Source organism: Arthrobacter sp. TJ-236 (genome assembly GCF_058269235.1).
Map to the genome: position 1 here is coordinate 329295 of NZ_JBZCNI010000002.1, position 20303 is coordinate 349597.

Consider the following 20303-nt stretch of genomic DNA (forward strand, 5'->3'; position numbering starts at 1 on the left):
GTCCCGGCTCGGTCCCCCGGATGCGACGGCGGCCGCGCGGCGCGTGTGCGGTGGACGGGGGAGGGCTCAGTGGCCGCCCACCTCGCGTGCCTGCGCGACAGCGGAGCCGACACCGGCGCGCCAGGGGAAGCCGTGCCCCGGCAGCACCGTCCGCGCTCCCGTCGATTCGAGGGCGGCGAGGGAGCGGAGGGCGGTCGCGGTGTCGGCGGTCGCAGCGCGCGCCACCACCTGCGGCCCCGGCGCGCCGGTGTACGGGTCGAGGGTGACCAGCGCGTCACCGCTGACGACGGCGTCGCGGTCGGGGAAGTGCAGCCCGCAGTGACCCTTGGTGTGGCCCGGCGTGGGCACGAGCAGTGGCGACCCGGGGAGCGCGGCTGCGGACTCCGGGGTCAGCGGCAGGGTGTCGTGGATGCCCTTGACCTCGAGCGCGCCAGCCGCCGTCATCGCGAGGAGCCCGGGGACGGCTCGCGGGTGCAGGAACGGGTACACGAAGGGCGTGCGTTCGCGCTCGTACCGGTAGGGATGCGCGGCGATCGCGGTGTCATCGGGGTGGCAGTACACGGGGATGCCGTGCACTGTCTGCAGATGCCGTGCCGTCCCGACGTGGTCGAAGTGACCGTGCGTCAGGACGACGGCACGGACGTCCTCGATGCCGCGCCCGATCCTCGAGAGCGCCTCCAGGATCACCGTGCGTGAGCGCGGCAGACCCGTGTCGACCAGCAGCACGCCGTCGTCGTCCTCGACGAGGTACACGTTGGTCCGCGCGTGCTCCACGTAGTGCACACCCGGCGCGATGTCCGTCCTGATCATGCGTCTCCTCGGATCCGTCCCGTTGCGTCCAGGTCACGAATCTAGGGCGGCAGCGCCCGGAGCGACAAGCAGGGATCAGCGGGAGGCCGGCCTTCCCAGGAGCGGCCCGGACGGCTACGCGCGCGGATCGGCGGCCGGGGGAACGTCGGGGAAGCCCGGCGAGCCCCGGAAGGTGTCGTCGGTAGGACCAGGAAGGTGTCAGAGCAGGGTCTGCTGCTCGGCGTCGGCGGTCGGGTCCTCGGGCAACGGCTCGATCAGGTCCGGGCCGTTGTTCCGCACCGATCCGACCCGCGGGCCCACGAGTCGGGGGACGAGGTGCGGATCGGGGAGGGCGTCGAGCAGTTCCTGTACGGCAGGCCGGGAGTCGTGCCGCGGGTCCAGCCAGTCGGCCCGCAGTTCGGGCGGCACGATCACGGGCGTGCGGTCGTGGATCTGCCCGAGCGCGTCGCTCGCGGGGCGCGTGATGATGGTGCAGCTCACCACCCAGCGGCCCTTCGGCTCGTCCTCGGACACTGTCGCAGGGTTGCGCCAGAACTCGTACAGGCCCGCGAAGCCGAGGTGCGCGCCCTCCGGCCCGTGCAGGTACACGGGGGTCTTCGAGCCGTCGTCGTTCTTCCGCCACTCGTAGTAGCCGTCCGCGGGCACCAGTCCGCGCCGCTTGAGTGCGGCGGCGCGGAAGGACGGCTTCTCGAGCACCGTCTCGCTGCGTGCGTTGATCATGCGTGACCCGACGGACGCGCTCTTGGACCACGAGGGGATGAGGCCCCACGTGGCCGTCTCGAGCCTGCGGGTCAGCTCACCGGTCTCCGGGTCGAGGCGGTCGACGACGAGCTGGACGGTGTCGGTCGGGGCGACGTTCCAGGAGGGCTCGATCTCGTCCTCGACCGACTCGTCCACCTCGAAGGCGTCGATGAGGTCGGCCTTGTTCCCCGCGATGACGAAGCGTCCGCACATCAGCAGGCCCCGGGTCCCTTCCCGCCGTCCGGGCTACTTCTTCGAGCGGTCGAGGACCAGCGCGAGGGCGATCCCGACCATCCAGATGTCCTTCGCGACCGACGTCCCGTCCTGGGTAGGACGGACGCCGTCCTCCTGCGTGAGCTCAGGCGTGCGGAAGTACATGGTCATCATGCCTGCGGAGAATGCGAGCAGGCCCAGGCCGGCGAGCTTGCTGGAGACGAACGGGGCGAGGAGGGCGGATCCCACGGCGATCTCGGAGGCCGCGAGGACCTTCCCGAACTGCTGCGGCTCGAGCTGGCTGAACTGGGGGAACGCCTTGGACGCCATGGACTGCAGGTAGCCCGCGGTGCCCTCGTCCAGGCTGGTCTTGCCCAGGCCGGAGTTGAGGATGAAGGCGCCGGTGGTGAGGCGGAGGGGGATGTGGCTCGGGCGGAAACCCATGGTGGTGCCTTTCGCTGAAGTGGGTGGTGCGCTTGAAGAAGCCTACGGGGCGCGGGCGGCGCGGTGCTAGGTGTCCTGGAGGGCGTCGACGACGCGCGGCAGATCGGTCCCGGCGACGATCGCGCAGAGCTGCACCCGCACTTCCGCGCCCGTGGACTGAGGACCGAGAGCGTTCCGTACGGAGGCCGCGACGCTGCGGACCAGCGCCGGCGCCGCGTGCGTCGCCAGTCCTGCGAAGCGGATGTGGACCACGAGGACACCACCCTCCTCGCGCAGTCCCACCTGTCCCTCGCCGTCGGTGGAGACCGCACGGGCACGGCCCGCGGTGAGGATGGTCTTCAGGGCGGAATGGGGTGGGTAGAGGCCCGCGACGCCGTCGGTCGCGAGGACCGTCTGCTCGATCCGGTCGGCGAGCCTCTCCAGCTCCGTGCTCATGGCTGGTCCTTCCGGGCGTCGTCCGTGCCATCCGTGTCGGTGACGTCGTCGTCCTCGGGGCCCTCCTCGAGTTCGAGGAGGTCGGAGACGGTGATGTCCACCGCGGTGAGCACGAGTTCGGTATGCACCGCGAACGCCTCGGTCACGGCATCCCTGAGCGTCTCGACGAGGGTGGGCAGGCGATAGCCGTGCAGAGCCGTGACGCTCAGTTCCACGCGGGTCTCAGCGCCGGGTTCGGTGATCTCCCCGTGCAGCCTGCACTTGCCGATCGTGACGCCGTCGATCGCGTCACCCGTGCTCCTGATGAGTGCCACCACGGCGCCCTCGGTCGCCGAGAGTCCGTCGTCGGGGTCCTCGGACGCGACGGGGATCGAGCGCCCGGCGCGGGTCTCGAGGCGCAGGTTGGCGAGGATGTCCTGGAGCCAGCCGTCCGACTCCGAGGCCTGGCGGGTGTCCTCCTCGGCGAGCCGTCGCGTCAGCTCGCTCAGGGAGCGGAGACTCGCGAGGCCGGCCTGGCACTGCGGGCACTGGCGGTAGTGCCCCTCGTACGGTGAGGCGCCGCTGGCGAGGAAATCGTCGAGCTCGTCGAGGGAGTGGCCACAGTCGTCCGCGACGGAGGGATCGTCCTCGCGGCGCGCGTCGTCCGCAGGTGCTTCGCTCATCGCCAGCCCTCCATGTCCTTCATCAGCGTAGCGCGGGCCCGTGCGAGGCGTCCCCGGACGCTCTCACTGCTGAGGCCGAGCTGAGCCGCGATCTCGTCGTAGGACAGACCCCCGATCTCCTTCAGCACCCAGCACTGGCGCTGCTCGGGAGGGAGCGCTGCGAGTGCCGCGGCCAGGGAGTCCAGCCCCGAGCCGGCGATGGTGGCGCTCTCGGGACTCGGCGCGTGGTCCGGCACCTCGGCGAGGGTCTCGGAGTCCGCGTGGTCCCGCCGCCGACGCACGATGTCGATGCTCCTCCGCCCGCAGATGCGCATGAGCCAGGACTTCACCACGCTGCCGTCACGCAGTTCGTCGAGGTGGTCCCAGGCGTGGATGAGGGTCTCCTGCACGGCGTCGTCGGCGTCCGCCGTCGAGCCCGTGAGCCGCAGCGCGTAACCGCGCATCATGGGGCCGTAGCGGCGGGCGAGGACCTCGAATGCCGCGGTGTCGCCGTCGGTGGCGCGTTCACAGAGCACGGCGTCGGGCAGTGCGCCCAGTTGGATGTTTCGTTGAGGAGGTGTCACCCTCGGCATCTCCCTTGACCTGATCACTGAGCCCCTTAGGCCTCAGTGAACAGCACGGGCGCCGAAGCTCCAACCCCGATGGCCCACCGGCTCGAAGTTTCCGCAATGTTTCTCGACCTGCCGCAGAAAGTTCACGGGGCACCGATCGTGGTCTGTTTTGATGGGAACAAGCGAAGCTCGCCCCAGCCATCGGAAAAGGTCTCATGGTCCCCCGGACAGCGGAACATCCCCGGCCCCAGCACTTCCTCCTGCACATGAGCGACACCCACCTGCTCGGCGGGGACGATCCCCTCTACGGCGCGGTGGACAGCGAGCAGCGGCTCCGCGAGGTGTTCGACGACCTCGAGGCATCCGGCGTCCGGCCCCACGCGATCGTGTTCACCGGTGATCTCGCGGACAAGGGGGAGCCCGGCGCCTACGCGAAACTGCGGGCCATCGTGGAGCCCGCCGCCGCCCGGCTCGGCGCCCAGGTCATCTGGGCCATGGGTAATCACGACGACCGCGCCGCCTTCCGAGCGGGCCTGCTCCACGGACCGGCCGCCCACGGCACCGACGCCCCGGTGGATCAGGTGCAGTTCATCGACGGCTTGCGGATCATCACCATGGATTCCACCGTGCCGGGTCATCACCACGGTGAGTTCACGGGCGCGCAGCTCCGGTGGCTCGCGGACCAGCTCGAGGTCCCGGCACCCCACGGCACCATCCTCGCCCTCCACCACCCGCCCGTTCCCAGCGTGCAGGATCTCGCCGTGCTGGTGGAGCTCCGGGGCCAGCGCTCGCTCGCGGACGTGGTGCGCGGCTCGGACGTCCGCAGCATCCTCGCCGGGCACCTGCACTACTCGACGACGGCGATGTTCGCCGGCGTGCCCGTCTCGGTGGCCAGCGCCACCTGCTACACGCAGGACCTCCTGTTCGACGGCGGTGGCACCCGCGGCCGTGACGGCGCCCAGTCCTACAACCTCGTGCACGTGTACGAGGAGACGATCGTGCACTCGGTGGTGCCCGCCGGCCGTCACTCGTCCGTCGGTGAGGTGGTTCCGCGGGAGGAGACGCGCCGACGGCTCGAGGCGCACGGTGTCACCTTCCCGGAGGGCGCGCGCCAGCTCACCTCCGCCTGAGGCGGTCCGCGCCGAGCGTTCCGCCGCTTCGTCAGCGTGCTCCGATCAGCCGACGAAGATGCAGAATGGGTGTCCGGCCCCCGGGACGAGGCCGGGGCCTTCTCAGACGGTGACGCCGGCAGGCAGCCCGACGCTGAACAGCGTCCGCGGGTCCTGCAGCAGGGCGGGCGGATCGAAGTCGGAGCGCCGCAGCCATCCGTGCAGGTGCGCCGGACGCAGAAGACCGTCCTCGTGCATCAGGACGTCCCCCACGTGCCCCGTCCGGAAGTGCTCGCCGTCAGGATCGGCGATGGCGACGGCGTCGCCGGCGGCCACCGCCTCCTCGAAGGTGTGCAGTTGCCGCTCCCACTTCGGAGCAGCCCGGCCGCCGGGTGGTTCGGGCGGCATGAGGAGTGTGGCGTCGCCCTCGGGAGGGTGCTGGGCCGCACGCCACACCCAGAGCCGGTTCGCGGTCGGCTCGGCGGGAATGAGTTCCTGCTCGGGCGCCGGCCAGCTGTAGGGCAGGTCCTCCGGGACGCCGGGGAAGCGGCTGCGGTAGAACTCGGGTGCTTTCTGCACGAGGTTCGACTGGTGGCTGACATGCACCGCCGGGTCGCCGAGCCAGGGCGGCATCGGTACGTCGGGGTCGTCGAGCACGTGGGGGGCGAACTCGAGGATCAGCCGATGGGTGGAATCCGCGTGACCGCGGGACACCCACTCGGACACCATCGCCAGCCCGTAGACCGTCAGGGCGGGGACGTACCCCATCCACATCCGGATGGCCGGGTGCTGGCGCCAGCCGTAGTCGGGGATCACGAGCGCGCGCAGCGCCTGCAGGGTCTCGACGCGCTGCTTGCCGAGCCGGGCCTGGTCCAGCACACGGGCGCTGGCCTCGAAGTCGGGGTAGGGCAGGAAGGTCTGCATGGCGGCAGTCTGACACGCGACCCAGACCCTCCGACGGGTGCCGGCGCGTGTTCCGGAGGTCTGGTGTTTCGAGGCCGGACGTGGCAATGCGGCGTCGTCCGCTGGTTCCCGCGCCGCCCTGCACCCGGTCGCCGGCGAGGCGGGACAACGACGATCCGAGCCGGTACCATCTTGTGTCCATAAAGACCCGACGGCTCGCGACGCTCGTTCCGCTGCTGATCGCCCTCGTCTGCGCCGTGGTCTCGGCCGCCCTCTACCTGACGCTGATCGCCACCAACTGCGACAGCGCCGGGATCGGCGGTCTCGTCGACGACGTCAAGGCCTTCCACAGCGACCCCGGCTGCTGACCGAGCCCCTCACACGGGTCGGTCAGACCTCCCAGGGAGCCTTGACCGGGAAGTACTTCTCGAGGAAGTCCGTGACGAGATGGGCCCGCTCCTCCGCTGCGACCTCGGGGAAGCTGCCGTCGTTCAGGCAGAAGAAGTCGTGGTTCCGCTTGTCGAGCATCTTGTTGAGGCTCTTCAGCCCGGAGCGGAGCGTGGTGTCCACGTACTGCACCCGCGCCATCTCCTGCGTGACCGCGCGCCCGGTCAGGAGCGCGTAGTAGTGGTACAGCGAGTTGGTGACCGAGATGTTGTCCTTGGCGCGGAAGCGGGAAGCTGCCGTCGCCGTGAACTCGTCCGCGAACTCGCGCTCCATCTCGAGCAGCACGCTCTTCCGCAGAGGGGCGGCCGTGTGCTCGAGGTGCCGCGTGGTGATGCGGCCGAAGCGCTCGTGGAGCAGACGCCGGTTCACGCGGGCCGCGTTCTCGAAGCCGCTGCGCTCGGCGTCGTTCTCACCGAGGCCTATGCGGGTGGCGGCCTCGATGAACTTCGTGACACCGCCGGGGGAGAAGAACATGTCGGGGGCCACGGGCCGGCCGAAGAACATGTCGTCGTTGGAGTAGAGGAAGTACTCGGACAGTCCCGGGATGTGCTGGAGCTGGGCCTCGACGGCCTGGGAGTTGTGGGTCGGGAGCACCGAGGGGTCCGTGAAGTGCTCCTCCGAGCGCACCAGGGTCACCGACGGGTGATCGGCGAGCCATACGGGCCGGTCCGAGTCCGTGGCGATGAAGATGCGGCGCACCCAGGGCGCGAACATGTACACCGAGCGCAGGGCGTACTTCAGTTCGTCGATCTGCCGGAAGCGCGCCTCGTGGTCGTCGCCCTCGCCGACCATCACGCCCTTCTGGCGCGCGGCGCGGGCGGCCTGGTACTCGGGGCTGCTGCCGTCCACCCAGGAGAAGACGATGTCGATGTCGAAATCGATGTCCGTGGCGTGGTCGGCGAACATGTTGTCGATGGTGGGCCAGGTGAGCCCGTGACGCACCACCTCACCGCGCACCACCTCGGCGGCCGGCAGGGTGCGTCGCGTGAGCGAGTTCTCCATCGGCAGTTCGATCGAGGTGGCGCCGAGCGTCCACAGTTCGATCTGCACGCCGGCCGACGGGCCGTACGCGAGGCCGCCCAGCGGCTCGATCCGCGGCCGGAAGAGCCGGAAGATCCGGGCCTTGCTGCTCGAGGAGAGCTGGCCGTCGCCCACCAGGAGCGTGGTGCGGCGCTTGGTGTCCACGGAGCGGGAGTAGAAGGGCTCGTCACGGCAGGCCTCGACCAGGGCGGCACGGAGCCGTTCGCGGTCGTCGAGGTTGACGGCGATGACGGGACGCTGGTCGTTGCCGCGCACCAGCAGGAAGCCGATGCCCGCGGCATCGAGCGCTGCCCGGATGAACAGGAGGTCCTCCACCATGGCCTGGTGGGGGGTGCGGTCGCGGTTCACCAGGGTGAACCGTCGCTTGACCGTCGTGATGTCCGAGCGGCCCTCGAGGCGCGCCACCGCCGCGCGCGACGCCGATTCAAGGATCTCGGCTTCGTTCTCCGGCTCGGGTGCGCCGAAGTAGATGTCGTGTTGGGCAGCGGTATCGGTAATCGGAACCTCCAGGGATGGGCGTGTGACTTCCCCATGATAGGTCCTGCTACCCGTCCGCTCTGTCGGCGGGCACCTTACCCCCACAGTGGGTGCAGGGTCCAGAGGAGGGGAACCGGAGGTGCGTGTTGCTACGGAGCGCGCCGAACCCTGTCCGCCACTTCGGCGCGGCGCGCCTGCACAGCGATGGCCTTCTCGTAGAAACCGACGAGCTGTTCGCAGAGGACCGGCCAGGTGCGTCCCTGCACGGAGGCGTGCGCTGCCCGGCCGAAGGCCCGGCGCTTGGCGTCATCACCCGTCAGGTCCGCGACGGCGTCCCGCAGGCCGGGGAGATCCCCCGGCCGGTAGAGCCACCCGGTCCGGGAGGGGTCCACGAGGTCCAGTGGCCCGCCGCGGCCGACGGCCACCACCGGCACCCCCGACGCCATGGCCTCCTGGATGGTCTGGCAGAAGGTCTCCGACTCGCCGGGATGCACGAAGAGGTCGAGGGACGCGACCATCCTGGCGAGGTCGAGTCCGCTCTGGAACCCGGCGAAGTACGCGCGGGGGAGCTTCGCCCGGAGGCTCTCCTTCAGGGGCCCGGAACCGATGATCACCAGGCGCGTGCCCGGCATGGCGTCGAGCACCGCGAGGTCCTCCACCTGCTTCTCCGCCGCGAGCCTGCCCACGTACCCGATGAGGCGCTCCTCCGGGCCGGCCACGGAGGCCCGCCACTCGGCGTCGTACCGGGTGGGGCTGAAGCGCTCCGTGTCCACGCCGCGCCGCCACAGGTTCAGGCGCTGTACGCCGTGGGAGCGCAGCTGGTCGAGCGCGAAGGAGGAAGGCACGAGGGTGAGGGTGGAGGCGTCGTGGATGTTCTCGACGCGCTGCCAGAGGAAGGACTCCAGCCAGGGGAAGCCGTAGCGCGCCGCGTAGGCGGGCACCTCGGTCTGGTAGATGGACACGGAGGGGATGCCGAGCTGCTCGCTGGCCTGGACGGCACGCCAGCCGAGCACGAAGGGCGAGGCGATGTGGACGACGTCGGGCCCGAACTCGGCGAGGATGCGGCGCACCCGCGCCACCGTCCCGGCGGCGAGCCGTACGTTGGCGTACCCGGACAGGGGCACGGACGGCAGGGTGTTCACCGGGTACCCCTCGACCGTGGCGGGCGCCTCGTCGTCGAGCCAGGACGACGACGGCGCGATGACCAGGACGTCGTCACCGCGGCTCCTCAGGTGCGCGAGCACCTTGAGCAGCGAATGGGTGACCCCGTTCATGTGGGGCAGGAATGATTCAGCGACGACAGCGATCCTCACCCTTCAAGCGTCCCGCTCCCCGACGCTCGGGGGGCCACCACCGGGTGGAGGTCGGGTGAACAGTCGGCAAAATGGGGCGCGGACGCGCCCTGTCAGGTCGCGCTGCGATCCGGGCTGTTCCCCGTGCGTTGCTCCGGGTGGTCGCGGCCCGCGTGGTCGTTGGCAGCGTGGTCGGTACCCGCGTGTTCGCGGCCGGCGTGGGCGCCGTGCGCCAGCTGCCGCGTCAGGGTGTCGAGCTGCAGGCTCACGCTGTCGAGCCGCTGCTGGACGCGCTGGTCGGACCCCGGGTCCTGGGCCTCGGCGGCGCGCGCCGACGCCACGTTCTCCACGAGCCACGAGGCGAACGCCGCCGTGACCGCACTGAGGACGCCGATCCCGCCGATCATGAGCCCGGCCGCGACGAAGCGTCCGGCTCCCGTCACCGGATAGTAGTCGCCGTAGCCCACGGAGGTCACGGTGGTCAGCGCCCACCACAGGGCGTCGGGCAGGGTGGTGATCGTCGCTCCGGGCGCCTCCTGCTCCACGTCGAGCACGGCCAGTGCCCCGGCGTAGCCGAGCACCACCATCGCGGAGACGACGTACAGGACGATGTGCCCGCGCAGCACGTCCCCGCCCGAGCGGTTGAGCACCCGCAGCAGCGGCACCAGACGGAGCAGTCGCAGTGGCCGGAGGACGGGCAGGAGCAGGATGACCAACTCGTGCAGGTGCCGCACGAACCACCGGCCGCGCTCGGGAGCCTGGAGCAGCGTGGCCACGTAGTGGAGCAGGAAGAGGGCCCATACGCCCCAGATCACCGCTTCGAGCACGACGGCGAGGGCGGGCTCCGGATCCAGGGTCACCTGCACCGAGTACGCCGCGAGATACGCGAGCGCGGCGAGGATCAGGGGGATCTCGGTGCGCCGCCGCCACGCGGACTGCCGGGAGAGCGCCTGTTCCGCCGCCTGATCCGCTGCCGGGTCCGTCGGTGGGTCCATCGCCTGGTTGATCGCCTTGTTCACCGGATGCTTCACCGACGGTCGCTCCTCGGACGTCCTGAGGCGGAACGATTCCGCCGGAAGTGATCAGCCTACGTACTGTTCCGGCGCGGTGGTGCGGCGGATCCGCCGTCAGTACTCGCGGTACAGCTCCCCGACCGGGACGTCGTCGCGCAGCCTGTTGTCGGGCCCGGGGAGCGGGCAGGCCCACGCCTCGTCGTAGGCGCAGGACGGGTTGTACGCGAAGTTGAGGTCCACCACGAGGCTGCCGGCGGCCCTGCCCTCGCCGAGGTGCGCCCCCTTGATGGTGTCGAGGACGTACCGGCCGCCGCCGTAGGTGCCGCCCGGTGTACCCGCGGTGCCGTCGCGCAGCGGCAGGAACAGGCCTCCGCCGTAGGACGCGAGCTTCCAGAGGGCGAGCTTCCCGAGACCGGCCAGGGTGAGCGACCCGAGGCGGCGGAACGGCACCACGCCGTCGGTGCCCGTCTCGACGTCCATCACCTGGCCTGCGCCGTCGTCCTCCAGTACCGCTTCGAAGCGGAACGCTGGGTCGTAGGGCGCCACCGCCAGCCCGGCGAAGGAGGCCTTCGCGTCCGCGGAGAGGGCCGACGCCGTGTGGGAACGGAACAGCTCGTTGCGCCCCAGCACCCAGAGGCCGTGGGCCGCCTCCGGCGACTCGGTCGCCGCGCACACGCGGACCTCCTCGTACAGTCCGAAGACGCGGCGGCGCCAGTCGGCGGTGGCCAGGGCCGTGGTGAGGGCGGTCATGGCATCAGGCTACCGCCGGTCACGTCACAGAGGAGGGGTGGTGCGGTGCGGTCGGGAGTGGTTCGTTGCCCCGGCGTACTGTAGCTCGGGTGACCTTCGGCATCTTCTGCATCGTGCTGGTTTCCATCCTCGTGGGGGCCGTCGCCCAGCGCATCGCGGGCCTCGGGTTCGCCCTGCTCATCGCCCCCTTCCTCGTGATCATCCTCGGACCCCACGCGGGCGTGCTGCTGGTGAACATTTGCGGTGTGGTGTCCTCGGCGATCATCCTCGGGCGCGTGTGGCGGGACATCGACTGGAGCATGTTCCGGTGGCTCGTGGTCCCGTCCCTCTTCGGCTCCATCCCGGGTTCCATCCTCGCCGTCGCGGTCCCCTCGGCGCCCCTGTCCGTCACCGTGGGCGCCGTGGTCCTCGTGGCTCTCACCATCTCCCTCGTGCTCCAGCGGTCCGACGTCGTGGTCCGCGGCAACCCGCCGAAGGTCGTCGCCGGATTCACCGCCGGCGTGACCAACTCGATGGCGGGGGTCGGCGGCCCCGCCGTCAGTGCCTACGCCGTGCTCTCACGCTGGCCGCAGCGGTCCTTCGCGGCGACGCTCCAGCCGTTCTTCATGACCATCGGGCTGGTGACGCTGGTGACCAAGCTGCTGATCGACCCCACTCAGGCGCCCGTCCTCGCGGTGTGGATGTGGATCGCCATCCTCGTGGCCATCATCACGGGGATCTTCGTGGGCGAGAAGCTGGCGCGGTTCGTGCGCGACGACCAGGCGCGCCTGTTCGTCGTCGTGATCGCGTTCGTCGGAGCAGGCCTCGCCGTGGTCAAGGGACTCGTCGACATCGCGGGCTGACCACACCTGCACGTCCTCACCCGCACACCGCGAGGAGCCGCGTCGGTCGGCGCTCATGAGGACGCCCGGTGGCACCATGGAGGGGATGAAACTCCCCGTGAAACCCCGTGCCCTTCCCATGCCCCTGTGGCTGCAGGGAGTGTTCGAGCTCGGCCAGGCAGCCGTGATCTCCGCGCTGCTCGTGGTGATCCCCGTGGCTGCCGTGTGGCTCACGGGCGGCTTCGCCGACGCTTCGGCCGAGACCGCCGCGCGCCTCGCCGGCCAGGCGTGGCTCGTGATGCACGGTGTGCCGCTCGTCCTGCAGGGCTCGCCGGAGGCCGGGGTCCTGCACGTGATCCCCTTCGGGCTCGTGCTGATCCCGCTCGCCCTCGCCTGGCGCGCGGGCCGACGGCTCGCCCGTGCCTCCTACACGGACCAGCTGTGGCAGGCGCTGCTCGGCGCCCTCGTGACCTACGCCGGCGTGGGAGCCCTCGTGGCCTCCTTCTCGAGCACGTCCGCGGCAACGGCGCCGGTCGTCGCAGGGGCCCTGGTGCCGCCGGTCTCCGCCGCCGTCGGCCTGCTCTGCGGTGCCTACCGCGAGGCGGGCGCGTGGAGCCGACTCGTGGGGGTCGACGCCGCGGCCTGGGTGTCGCGCACCAGTCAGCACTCCCGCTGGGCGGGCTCCTACGCGTGGTCCGTGATCCGCGCCGGTCTCCTCGCGGTCCTCGTGACGCTGGCGCTCGCGTCCGTGCTGCTGGCCGTCGCCGTCGGCTGGAACTGGGCGGAGATCGCGGCCGTGTACGAGCGCATCGACGGCGGGATCGCCGGGGCCTCGGTGGTCACCCTCGTGCAGCTCGGCCTGCTGCCCAACTTTGCCGCGTGGACCATGGCGTGGTCCACGGGTGCCGGTTTCGCTCTCGGCAGCGGCAGCGCCATCACGCCGCTGGCGAGCAGCGTGGGTCCGCTGCCGGCGCTGCCCGTGCTCGGGGCCCTGCCCGCCGGGGTGCTGGAGTACGGCTACGCGGCCCTCGCCATCCCCGTCCTCGCCGGGCTGCTGGCCGGCTGGTGGTTCTTCCGCGAGGGGGAGAACCACTTCGACGAATGGCTCGTCCTCCACAGCGACCTCCGCTGGCTGACGTCCACCGCCTCGACGCTCGCGCTCGCGCTCCTCATCGGTGTCACCGCGGGCCTGGCGGGCGCCGGCGTCGCGCTGCTCTCGCGGGCATCGCTCGGACTCGGCCGGTTGACGGACCTCGGGCCGGATCCCCTGTTGGTGGGGCTGTGGCTCGCGCTGGAGGTCTTCGTCGGAGCGGTGCTCGGACACGCCGTCGGGCCGCTCCTCGAACGGGAGCCGCGCCGCCGCTGACGAACCGCTGCTGACCGAACCGCCGCCGGGGAGGACCGGGCCGCTCGCGCTCGCGTGGGCTTCTACGGCTGTCTGGAGGCGTCAGCCGCTCACGCCGTCGAGCCGGCGCAGCCCCTCCTCGCACTCACTCGTGGCCTGGAGGGTGAGGGCACGGGACATGCAGTCCTCGTACCGCTCGGTCACGGGCCAGAGGAGAACCGAGGCGCCCACGCCGGCCGCCAGGAAGAGCGAGGCGGCGAGCCCGAGGCAGGTCGCGATGAGCACCATGCGGTGGAGTTTCGCGCCGAGCACCTTCACGAGGGCGACGACGCCGAGGGCCAGTGCGGTGAGCGCCAGGACGAGCCCGGCCACCTTCCACGGAAGCGCCAGGCTGCTGGTCAGGACGGCGCCGAAGAGGGCCAGGAGGAAGAGCCTCAACCACAGCTGCGCGGAGGCCTTCGCGGGGTCGTCGGGCCGCTCGCGTTCGCTCCCGGTCGTACGTGCGCCCTTCGGCGTGCCCTGCCCCGCCATGATTCCTCCGTGTTCCGACTCCGCCTGCGGATCGTTCCGCGACCGTGGTCCGCCGGTTCAACCCTAGGTGAGGGGAGACCCTATGGTTGGTCCATGCGCATCGTAGTCCTCGTCTCCGGGAGCGGATCCAACCTCCAGGCAGTGATCGACGCCGTCGGCGAGGGCACGCTGCCGGTCACGATCGCCGCCGTCGGAGCGGACCGGACCGGCACCGGGGGAGTGCAGCGCGCCGCTGACGCAGGGATCCCCACCTTCGAGGTCGAGTTCCGTCGGTTCGACGACCGCGCCGCGTGGAACCGGGCACTCACGGAGGCCGTCGCCGCGCACGAACCCGACTACGTGGTGTCCTCCGGCTTCATGCGGATCGTCGACCAGCAGTTCCTCGACCGCTTCCCGGACCGGTACCTGAACACGCACCCCGCCCTCCTCCCGAGCTTCCCCGGTGCCCACGGGGTCCGCGACGCCCTCGCCTACGGCGTGAAGATCACGGGCTGCACGGTGATGATCGCCGACGCCGGCGTGGACACCGGGCCCATCCTCGCGCAGGCGCCGGTGGCCGTGCTGCCCGGGGACACCGAGGCCTCACTGCACGAGCGCATCAAGGTCGAGGAACGCAGGCTGCTCATCGAGACCCTCGCCGCGCTCGCGGCCGGGGCACCCGAGGCGCCGCGCCGATGACCCTCGTGGCCAACGCCGTCTACGTGGACGGACGCAAACGCATCAACCCCGAGACGCTGGACCAGACCTTCGAGTTGATGAGGGACAGCGGCGGCATGGGGTGGATAGGGCTGTACCGGCCCGAGCGCGAGGAGCTGCGCGCCGTCGAGGCGGAGTTCAACCTGCACCCGCTCGCCGTCGAGGACGCCCACAACGGGCATCAGCGCGCCAAGCTGGAGCGCTACGAGGACACGCTGTTCGTGGTGCTCCGCCCGGCCCGCTACCTCGACGCCGAGGAGAAGGTGGAGTTCGGGGAGCTCCACATCTTCGTGGGACACGACTTCGTGGTCACCGTGCGCCATGCCGAGTCACCGGACCTCGCGGTGGTGCGCCGCCGGCTCGAGGCGGACCCGACGCTGCTGTGCCTCGGTCCGCAGGCCGTGCTCTACGCGCTGCTGGACCAGGTGGTGGACGAGTACCAACCCGTGGTCCAGGGCCTCGAGAACGACATCGACGAGATCGAGGACGAACTGTTCGGCGGATCACCGGACGTCTCGCGGCGCATCTACGAACTGCACCGGGAGGTGATCGAGTTCCAGCGGGCAACGCAGCCACTCGAGAACATGATGGAGGCGCTTCTGAGGGGCTCGGAGAAATACCAGCTGGACGCCGAGCTCAGCCGGAACTACCGCGATGTACAGGACCACGTGATCCGCGTCGTCGAGCGCGTGAACACCTTCCGGGCACTGTTGCAGAACGCGCTGACGGTGCACTCGACGCTCGTCGCGCAGCGCCAGAACGAGGAGATGACGCGCCTCAGCGAGACGTCGCTCCACCAGGGCGAGGACGTCAAGCGCATCTCCTCCTGGGCGGCCATCCTCTTCGCTCCCACCCTGATCGCCTCGATCTACGGCATGAACTTCGACGTCATGCCGGAACTGCACTGGACGCTCGGCTACCCGTTCGCCCTCGTCCTCATGCTGGCCATGGGCGGCGGCCTCTACTGGGCCTTCAAGCGCAACAACTGGCTCTGATGCAGGAACCGGCTCCCGGACAGGAGCCCGGCCGTCGGCGGATCGACGGCCGGTCCGGCCGACCTGCGAACTATCGCTGCACCCGCGAACGGACGCGCTGGAGCACGAGGAGGACGGCCGACGCGACCAGCACGACGAGACCGATGTAGAGCAGGAACTTCAGGGTCTCGACTGCAATTCCGAGAACCAGGAGCACGAGGGCGATCAGGGCGAGGGCGATGAGAAGGGATTTCATCGATCCAGTATGGGCACGTCCGACGTTCCGGGCCGAATGTGCGCACCTCGGGCATGCGGTGGCGGTCGGCGTCGGGAAGTTGCCTTGGGCATCGGTAAAGTGGAGAGGGCTTTCGCGCCACTTCCGTTCTCGAACTCCGTTGGGACCACTATGAACTTCGCACGTACGGCGGCCACCGCCGCCATCACCCTCCTGGCACTCACGGCCTGTGCCGGCACCCCCGAGTCCACGCCCGCTACGACGGCGGACACCCGCCCCTCGCCTGCGAGCTCGACGGCGGCCGCAGCCAACATCTCGCGCCCCGCGAGCAACGACCTCGTGGCCGAGGCGACCCCCGCGGGAGCGAAGGCCTTCCTCTACTACTACTTCGACCTCAAGTCCTATGTGCTGCAGACCGGCGACTCCGCTGCGGTCACCGAGGTCCTCGACGGCGCTGCGTCCGAGCAGGAGGACGCCGAGCGCCTGCAGGGCGTGTACGACGACGGCGGCTGGGTGCTGGGCGGTCAGCCGAAGGTCGAGAACGTGCTGCTGACCACGGCGGAGGAGGACGTCACGGAGGGCGCCGACGTCACCGCGCTGATCCCGGTGAACCCCGATGCCTACACGGAGTTCGCCGAGGACGGTTCGGTCACCGAGCAGCGCCCGTACTCGTCCGAGGGAACCATCTACACCGCGACGGTCCGCTACGCGGACGGCGCCTGGGCCCTCGTCTCGCTCGAGGAGACCCCGGACGCGGAGCTGCCGGAGGCGTAGTCGGCCACGGTTCCACCCGCACCACCGCACCACGGCATCACCACGAACGGAAGGAGTGCCACCCTCGCGGGTGGCACTCCTTCCGTGGTCGGGACGCGGGTCGGGGGACCCGCGGTCACCTCAGGGTTTCGGCCTTGGTCTCCGGCGCGTTGAACGCCATGAAGACCACCGCGAGGACAACCAGGCCGCCGATCAGCGCGAAGGTGAGCGGGAGGCCGAGGTAGGGCCACAGCAGGGTGCCGAAGATCAGCGGTACGAGGCCGGCGCCGATGCGCGAGATGGTGGACGCCCATCCGAAGCCGCTGCCGCGCAGCTCCGTGGGGTACAGCTCGGAGACGTAGGTGTAGAGCACCGGGATGGCCACCTGCACCACGAAGCCGAAGCCGAGCAGCCAGGCCGTCGCGACGGCGGGGAGGTCGAGCGTCAGGGCGAAGATCACGAGGAGCAGCGCCGACCCCGGGCCGGTGATGGCGAGGAGCCACTTGCGGCCCACGCGCTCCACGAGCAGCGCGGCGGCCACGACCCCGAGGAACCCGACGCCGGTCATGAAGGTCGTCGTGATGAAGGCCACCGACTGCCCGTAGCCGGACTGGATCAGGATGCGCGGCATCCAGGTCAGGGCGCCGTAGTACACCAGCAGGATGGTGAGGAACAGGCTCCAGGCCGTGAGCGTGATGCGCCAGTTGAAGCGCCAGAGGCCCGTCAGCTGCCCGGACACACTGCCGATCGAGAGCTTCGGGGTCGCCTCGGGCTCGGGCAGGCGCCACGCACGCCGCTTCGCGCCCGTGCGGTCCACGAGGTCGTCGATGACGGCACGGGCCTCCTCGCTCCGGCCGCGCTGCACGAGGTAGAGGGGTGACTCCGGCACTCCGCGCCGGACCCAGAAGACGAGGAGCGCGGGAAGCACCAGGACCAGCATGGCGTGGCGCCAGTCCCCGCCGTTCGCGATGACCGCCGTCGTCACCACGCCACAGAGGAACGCACCGATGGGCCACCAGGCGTCCATCGCGGTGAGGACCCTGCCACGCTGGCGTCGCGGCGTGAACTCGCCCACCAGGGCGTAGTCCACGGGGATGCACCCGCCGAGGCCCACGCCCGCGAAGAAGCGGAAGACGCAGAACCAGACGATGTCGGGGGAGAAGGCGCCGAGCACGGTGAAGATCGAGAACACCAGCAGCGTGAGCGCGAAGGCCTTCTTGCGGCCGATGATGTCCGCGATCGAGCCCCAGGCGAAGGCGCCGATCGCCATGCCGAGCAGATTGGACGTGGCGACCCACGCGGCCTGTCCCGGTTCGATGCCCCAGTCGGCGATGAGCAGCGGGATCAGATAGGCGTTGAGGGTCACGTCCCAGGCGTCGAACATGAAGCCGAGGCCGCCGATGAGGAAGATCTTCCCCTGGACCTTCCAGCGCCAGGGAAGCTCCTGGACCACCTGGTCGCCTGTGGGGAGCTGGGTGTCGATGCTCATGAAGCCTCCGGGGAAGGGGCGGGTGTCTGGGAGAACTGTACCGCCGTGCTGCTGCCCCGCTTCACGGGTGACGGCGTGCGACGTCGGGCTCCTGGACGGGCGTCGGTGCGGCGCGACCGGCCTGCCCGGAGGCGCTCAGGTGGTCTGCCCGCGCGCCTCGACGGGGAGGGATCGGTGCACCGCCCAGGCATCGAGCCCGGCCGAGCGCGGTTCGCCCGGGTGGCCCCGGTGCCACTCACGCATGAAGCGGTTGAGCTCGAACTGCGCACCGATCTCCCTGCCCGGCGTCGATCGGGTGGCGTACCAGTGCTCCACCGCGTCGCCCAGCGTGCGGCCGCCGGAGGTCGCGATGAACTCGCGCATGGCCTCGTCGAAGCGGAAGGCGGGCCCGATCACCTCGGTGCAGTACCGGCGGAGTTGCTGGGAGCAGCGTTGGCCCGCGGGGAGGACCGTCCCGGGAGTCAGGGGCTCCACGAGGGCCGCGGCTGCCGCGGGCCGCCGGGGCTTCACGGGCACTGCCCGCCCTACGGCCGGCGTCGACCCCGCGTCCGGCGTCGACCCGGAGAAGGACGCATCGCGATCGAGGTACGCGACGAGCGTCGCCGTCAGATCCTGTTTGCCGCCCGCAGTGCTGACCCCGACGGACCGGGCGAAGGCCGCGAGTTCGCTCCGTAGCCAGTACCAGCGCAGCAGTTCGTTGCCCGAGAGGTCCTCGGTGAGGGCAGGACGCGCGTCCGTCATGGCTCCCAGCGTGCCATCCACCACCGACATCGTCGAGCACCGGCCCCGGGCCCCGCCGTCCGCCCCGATAGACTCGTGGGCGACCCCGGCGACCCACCACGAACGGACACCTGCGTGAGCCTGACCCACCTCGACCGCGTCCCCCTCCGACGAGCACTCATCTCGGTGTTCGACAAGACCGGTCTGGAGGAGTTGGCCCAGGGACTGCATCGCGCCGGCGTCTCGATCGTCTCCACCGGTTCGACGGCGCAGCGCATCGCGGCTGCAGGCGTCCCCGTGACCGAGGTGTCCGAGGTGACCGGGTTCCAGGAGACCCTCGACGGGCGCGTGAAGACCCTCCACCCCAAGGTGCACGCCGGAATCCTCGCGGACCGCCGTCGCCAGGAGCACGTGGACCAGCTGGCGGAGCTCGACATCGAGGCCTTCGACCTCGTGGTCGTGAACCTCTACCCCTTCGTGGAGACGGTCCGCTCGGGTGCGGACTCCGACGCCGTCGTCGAGCAGATCGACATCGGCGGCCCGGCCATGGTGCGGTCCGCCGCCAAGAACCACCCGTCGGTCGCCGTCGTCGTCGACCCGGCGCGCTATGCCGACGTCGTCACCGCCGCCGCCGAGGGCGGCTTCGATCTGAGGGCGCGACGCCGGCTGGCCGCGCTCGCCTTCGCGCACACCGCCGCGTACGACACCGCCGTCGCCTCCTGGACGGCCGAGCAGTTCGACACGGACGACGACGCCTTCACCTTCCCCGGCTACGCGGGCCTCGCGCTCGAGCGTTCCGAGGTGCTCCGCTACGGCGAGAACCCGCACCAGGAGGCCGCGCTGTACGTGGAGAGGGGCGCGACGCCGGGCATCGCCCAGGCGGACCAGCTCCACGGCAAGGCCATGAGCTACAACAACTTCGTGGACGCCGACGCCGCCCTCCGCGCAGCCTTCGACTTCTACGAGCCCGCCGTCGCGATCATCAAGCACGCCAACCCCTGCGGCGTGGCCGTCGGTTCCGCGGACGCCGCGGACCCGATCGCGGACGCCCACGCGAAGGCGCACGCCTGCGACCCGGTCTCGGCGTTCGGCGGCGTGATCGCCGCGAACCGCGAGGTCACGGCGGGCATGGCGGCGAGTGTGAAGGACATCTTCACGGAGGTGGTCATCGCGCCGTCGTTCTCGGCCGAGGCCGTCGAGATCCTCTCCCAGAAGAAGAACATCCGGCTGCTCACCCTGCCGGAGGGGTACGGCCGGAACCCCCTGGAGATGCGCCAGGTCTCCGGGGGAGTGCTGATGCAGGTCGCGGACAGGCTCGACGCCGACGGCGACGACCCCTCGGGCTGGACCCTCGCCGCCGGTGAGCCTGCCGACGACGCCACGCTGGCCGACCTCGCCTTCGCCTGGAAGGCGTGCCGCGCCGCGAAGTCCAACGCGATCCTCCTCGCCTCCAACGGCGCCTCCGTGGGTGTGGGCATGGGTCAGGTCAACCGCGTGGACTCCTGCCGCCTCGCCGTCGAGCGGGCCAACACCCTCGCCGACACCGAGCGCGCCCGCGGCTCCGTCGCCGCGTCGGACGCCTTCTTCCCCTTCGCCGACGGCCTGCAGATCCTGCTCGGCGCCGGTGTCCGCGCCGTGGTCCAGCCGGGCGGGTCCGTGCGCGACCAGGAGGTCGTCGACGCCGCGAACGCCGCCGGCGTGACGCTCTACCTCACGGGCGCCCGCCACTTCTTCCACTGACGCATGGTCGGCCTGTCGAGGCCGTCGTCGGGCGTTCCCAGTTGTTAGGCGAAGCCCGCGCCACCTCGGTAAGTTAGAGCCGATGCCCGACCCCCACCCGACCGCAGTACG

General features: G+C 70.7%; 23 protein-coding genes. 8 read left to right on the top strand and 15 right to left on the bottom strand.

What is annotated here, in order from left to right; genetic code table 11:
• Positions 1-66: 66 nt before the first annotated feature.
• The 6 genes from AC4D16_RS10275 to AC4D16_RS10300 all read right to left on the bottom strand — a co-directional run bounded on the left by AC4D16_RS10275 (position 67) and on the right by AC4D16_RS10300 (position 3877).
• A complete protein-coding gene (locus tag AC4D16_RS10275) occupies positions 67-810 on the bottom strand; it encodes an MBL fold metallo-hydrolase (protein WP_490954921.1) in 744 nt (247 codons plus the stop codon).
• 198 nt (positions 811-1008) lie between these two features.
• On the bottom strand, positions 1009-1764 hold the full coding sequence (locus AC4D16_RS10280) for an SOS response-associated peptidase (RefSeq protein WP_490954922.1): 756 nt from the start codon (positions 1762-1764) through the stop codon (positions 1009-1011).
• 33 nt (positions 1765-1797) lie between these two features.
• Complete coding sequence (locus AC4D16_RS10285; RefSeq protein WP_490954923.1) at positions 1798-2208, bottom strand: hypothetical protein; 411 nt, start codon at positions 2206-2208, stop codon at positions 1798-1800.
• 66 nt (positions 2209-2274) lie between these two features.
• Complete coding sequence (locus tag AC4D16_RS10290; protein WP_490950325.1) at positions 2275-2643, bottom strand: hypothetical protein; 369 nt, start codon at positions 2641-2643, stop codon at positions 2275-2277.
• Positions 2640-3305, bottom strand: coding sequence for an Asp23/Gls24 family envelope stress response protein (locus AC4D16_RS10295; protein WP_490954924.1), 666 nt, complete (start codon positions 3303-3305; stop codon positions 2640-2642). The genes AC4D16_RS10290 and AC4D16_RS10295 overlap by 4 nt, the downstream gene beginning before the upstream one ends.
• Entirely contained in the window at positions 3302-3877 is a 576-nt protein-coding gene (locus AC4D16_RS10300; RefSeq protein ID WP_490954925.1) for an RNA polymerase sigma factor, read from the bottom strand. The genes AC4D16_RS10295 and AC4D16_RS10300 overlap by 4 nt, the downstream gene beginning before the upstream one ends.
• 245 nt (positions 3878-4122) lie before the next feature.
• Here AC4D16_RS10300 and AC4D16_RS10305 point away from each other — a divergent pair, with 245 nt between their 5' ends.
• Entirely contained in the window at positions 4123-4986 is an 864-nt protein-coding gene (locus tag AC4D16_RS10305; protein WP_490954926.1) for a phosphodiesterase, read from the top strand.
• Between the two features lie 102 nt (positions 4987-5088).
• Here the strand turns inward: AC4D16_RS10305 and AC4D16_RS10310 are convergent, their stop codons facing one another.
• Positions 5089-5889 (bottom strand): MSMEG_6728 family protein, encoded by an 801-nt coding sequence (locus tag AC4D16_RS10310; protein WP_490954927.1) that lies wholly within the window; start codon positions 5887-5889, stop codon positions 5089-5091.
• 173 nt (positions 5890-6062) lie between these two features.
• Between AC4D16_RS10310 and AC4D16_RS10315 the strand changes: the two genes are divergently transcribed.
• Positions 6063-6236, top strand: coding sequence for a hypothetical protein (locus AC4D16_RS10315; protein ID WP_490954928.1), 174 nt, complete (start codon positions 6063-6065; stop codon positions 6234-6236).
• 22 nt (positions 6237-6258) lie between these two features.
• Here the strand turns inward: AC4D16_RS10315 and AC4D16_RS10320 are convergent, their stop codons facing one another.
• From AC4D16_RS10320 to AC4D16_RS10335, 4 genes are all read right to left on the bottom strand, one after another.
• A complete protein-coding gene (locus tag AC4D16_RS10320) occupies positions 6259-7674 on the bottom strand; it encodes a stealth family protein (protein ID WP_490955185.1) in 1416 nt (471 codons plus the stop codon).
• Between the two features lie 308 nt (positions 7675-7982).
• Positions 7983-9146 (bottom strand): glycosyltransferase family 4 protein, encoded by a 1164-nt coding sequence (locus tag AC4D16_RS10325; RefSeq protein WP_490954929.1) that lies wholly within the window; start codon positions 9144-9146, stop codon positions 7983-7985.
• A gap of 92 nt (positions 9147-9238) precedes the next feature.
• Positions 9239-10156, bottom strand: a complete 918-nt coding sequence (locus AC4D16_RS10330; protein ID WP_490954930.1) for a potassium channel family protein — start codon at positions 10154-10156, stop codon at positions 9239-9241.
• Positions 10157-10252: 96 nt separating this feature from the next.
• Positions 10253-10888: a DUF1684 domain-containing protein gene (locus AC4D16_RS10335; protein ID WP_490954931.1), complete on the bottom strand. Its 636-nt coding sequence runs from the start codon at positions 10886-10888 to the stop codon at positions 10253-10255.
• Between the two features lie 89 nt (positions 10889-10977).
• Here AC4D16_RS10335 and AC4D16_RS10340 point away from each other — a divergent pair, with 89 nt between their 5' ends.
• Together AC4D16_RS10340 and AC4D16_RS10345 are read left to right on the top strand one after the other, a co-directional pair.
• Positions 10978-11730 carry a TSUP family transporter gene (locus AC4D16_RS10340; protein WP_490954932.1) on the top strand — a complete coding sequence of 251 codons (753 nt, stop codon included), beginning with the start codon at positions 10978-10980 and terminating at the stop codon, positions 11728-11730.
• Positions 11731-11815: 85 nt separating this feature from the next.
• Positions 11816-13075 (top strand): cell division protein PerM, encoded by a 1260-nt coding sequence (locus AC4D16_RS10345; RefSeq protein WP_490954933.1) that lies wholly within the window; start codon positions 11816-11818, stop codon positions 13073-13075.
• 81 nt (positions 13076-13156) lie between these two features.
• On the opposite strand, the gene AC4D16_RS10350 is transcribed toward AC4D16_RS10345, so the two are convergent.
• Positions 13157-13585, bottom strand: coding sequence for a hypothetical protein (locus tag AC4D16_RS10350; RefSeq protein WP_490954934.1), 429 nt, complete (start codon positions 13583-13585; stop codon positions 13157-13159).
• A 93-nt stretch (positions 13586-13678) separates the two neighbouring features.
• Between AC4D16_RS10350 and purN the strand changes: the two genes are divergently transcribed.
• Positions 13679-14263 carry a phosphoribosylglycinamide formyltransferase gene (purN, locus tag AC4D16_RS10355; RefSeq protein ID WP_490950313.1) on the top strand — a complete coding sequence of 195 codons (585 nt, stop codon included), beginning with the start codon at positions 13679-13681 and terminating at the stop codon, positions 14261-14263.
• On the top strand, positions 14260-15276 hold the full coding sequence (gene corA / locus AC4D16_RS10360) for a magnesium/cobalt transporter CorA (RefSeq protein ID WP_490950312.1): 1017 nt from the start codon (positions 14260-14262) through the stop codon (positions 15274-15276). Before purN ends, corA begins: the two co-directional genes overlap by 4 nt.
• A gap of 70 nt (positions 15277-15346) precedes the next feature.
• Here corA and AC4D16_RS10365 read toward each other — a convergent pair whose 3' ends face one another.
• Entirely contained in the window at positions 15347-15511 is a 165-nt protein-coding gene (locus AC4D16_RS10365; RefSeq protein ID WP_490950311.1) for a hypothetical protein, read from the bottom strand.
• Between the two features lie 150 nt (positions 15512-15661).
• Between AC4D16_RS10365 and AC4D16_RS10370 the strand changes: the two genes are divergently transcribed.
• Positions 15662-16264, top strand: a complete 603-nt coding sequence (locus tag AC4D16_RS10370) for a DUF6318 family protein (RefSeq protein ID WP_490950310.1) — start codon at positions 15662-15664, stop codon at positions 16262-16264.
• A 115-nt stretch (positions 16265-16379) separates the two neighbouring features.
• Here AC4D16_RS10370 and AC4D16_RS10375 read toward each other — a convergent pair whose 3' ends face one another.
• Together AC4D16_RS10375 and AC4D16_RS10380 are read right to left on the bottom strand one after the other, a co-directional pair.
• Positions 16380-17732: an MFS transporter gene (locus tag AC4D16_RS10375; protein WP_490954935.1), complete on the bottom strand. Its 1353-nt coding sequence runs from the start codon at positions 17730-17732 to the stop codon at positions 16380-16382.
• A gap of 135 nt (positions 17733-17867) precedes the next feature.
• Positions 17868-18473: a DUF6434 domain-containing protein gene (locus tag AC4D16_RS10380; RefSeq protein WP_490954936.1), complete on the bottom strand. Its 606-nt coding sequence runs from the start codon at positions 18471-18473 to the stop codon at positions 17868-17870.
• A gap of 114 nt (positions 18474-18587) precedes the next feature.
• Here AC4D16_RS10380 and purH point away from each other — a divergent pair, with 114 nt between their 5' ends.
• Positions 18588-20192 (top strand): bifunctional phosphoribosylaminoimidazolecarboxamide formyltransferase/IMP cyclohydrolase, encoded by a 1605-nt coding sequence (purH, locus tag AC4D16_RS10385; RefSeq protein WP_490954937.1) that lies wholly within the window; start codon positions 18588-18590, stop codon positions 20190-20192.
• Positions 20193-20303 lie beyond the last annotated feature (111 nt).

Coding starts and splice junctions, on each gene's coding strand:
- AC4D16_RS10275 (WP_490954921.1), bottom strand. CDS start 810: ATGATCAGGACGGACATCGCGCCGGGTGTGCACTACGTGGAGCACGCG.
- AC4D16_RS10280 (WP_490954922.1), bottom strand. CDS start 1,764: ATGTGCGGACGCTTCGTCATCGCGGGGAACAAGGCCGACCTCATCGAC.
- AC4D16_RS10285 (WP_490954923.1), bottom strand. CDS start 2,208: ATGGGTTTCCGCCCGAGCCACATCCCCCTCCGCCTCACCACCGGCGCC.
- AC4D16_RS10290 (WP_490950325.1), bottom strand. CDS start 2,643: ATGAGCACGGAGCTGGAGAGGCTCGCCGACCGGATCGAGCAGACGGTC.
- AC4D16_RS10295 (WP_490954924.1), bottom strand. CDS start 3,305: ATGAGCGAAGCACCTGCGGACGACGCGCGCCGCGAGGACGATCCCTCC.
- AC4D16_RS10300 (WP_490954925.1), bottom strand. CDS start 3,877: ATGCCGAGGGTGACACCTCCTCAACGAAACATCCAACTGGGCGCACTG.
- AC4D16_RS10305 (WP_490954926.1), top strand. CDS start 4,123: ATGAGCGACACCCACCTGCTCGGCGGGGACGATCCCCTCTACGGCGCG.
- AC4D16_RS10310 (WP_490954927.1), bottom strand. CDS start 5,889: ATGCAGACCTTCCTGCCCTACCCCGACTTCGAGGCCAGCGCCCGTGTG.
- AC4D16_RS10320 (WP_490955185.1), bottom strand. CDS start 7,674: ATGGTGGAGGACCTCCTGTTCATCCGGGCAGCGCTCGATGCCGCGGGC.
- AC4D16_RS10335 (WP_490954931.1), bottom strand. CDS start 10,888: ATGACCGCCCTCACCACGGCCCTGGCCACCGCCGACTGGCGCCGCCGC.
- AC4D16_RS10345 (WP_490954933.1), top strand. CDS start 11,816: ATGAAACTCCCCGTGAAACCCCGTGCCCTTCCCATGCCCCTGTGGCTG.
- AC4D16_RS10350 (WP_490954934.1), bottom strand. CDS start 13,585: ATGGCGGGGCAGGGCACGCCGAAGGGCGCACGTACGACCGGGAGCGAA.
- purN (WP_490950313.1), top strand. CDS start 13,679: ATGCGCATCGTAGTCCTCGTCTCCGGGAGCGGATCCAACCTCCAGGCA.
- corA (WP_490950312.1), top strand. CDS start 14,260: ATGACCCTCGTGGCCAACGCCGTCTACGTGGACGGACGCAAACGCATC.
- AC4D16_RS10365 (WP_490950311.1), bottom strand. CDS start 15,511: ATGAAATCCCTTCTCATCGCCCTCGCCCTGATCGCCCTCGTGCTCCTG.
- AC4D16_RS10370 (WP_490950310.1), top strand. CDS start 15,662: ATGAACTTCGCACGTACGGCGGCCACCGCCGCCATCACCCTCCTGGCA.
- AC4D16_RS10375 (WP_490954935.1), bottom strand. CDS start 17,732: ATGAGCATCGACACCCAGCTCCCCACAGGCGACCAGGTGGTCCAGGAG.
- AC4D16_RS10380 (WP_490954936.1), bottom strand. CDS start 18,473: ATGACGGACGCGCGTCCTGCCCTCACCGAGGACCTCTCGGGCAACGAA.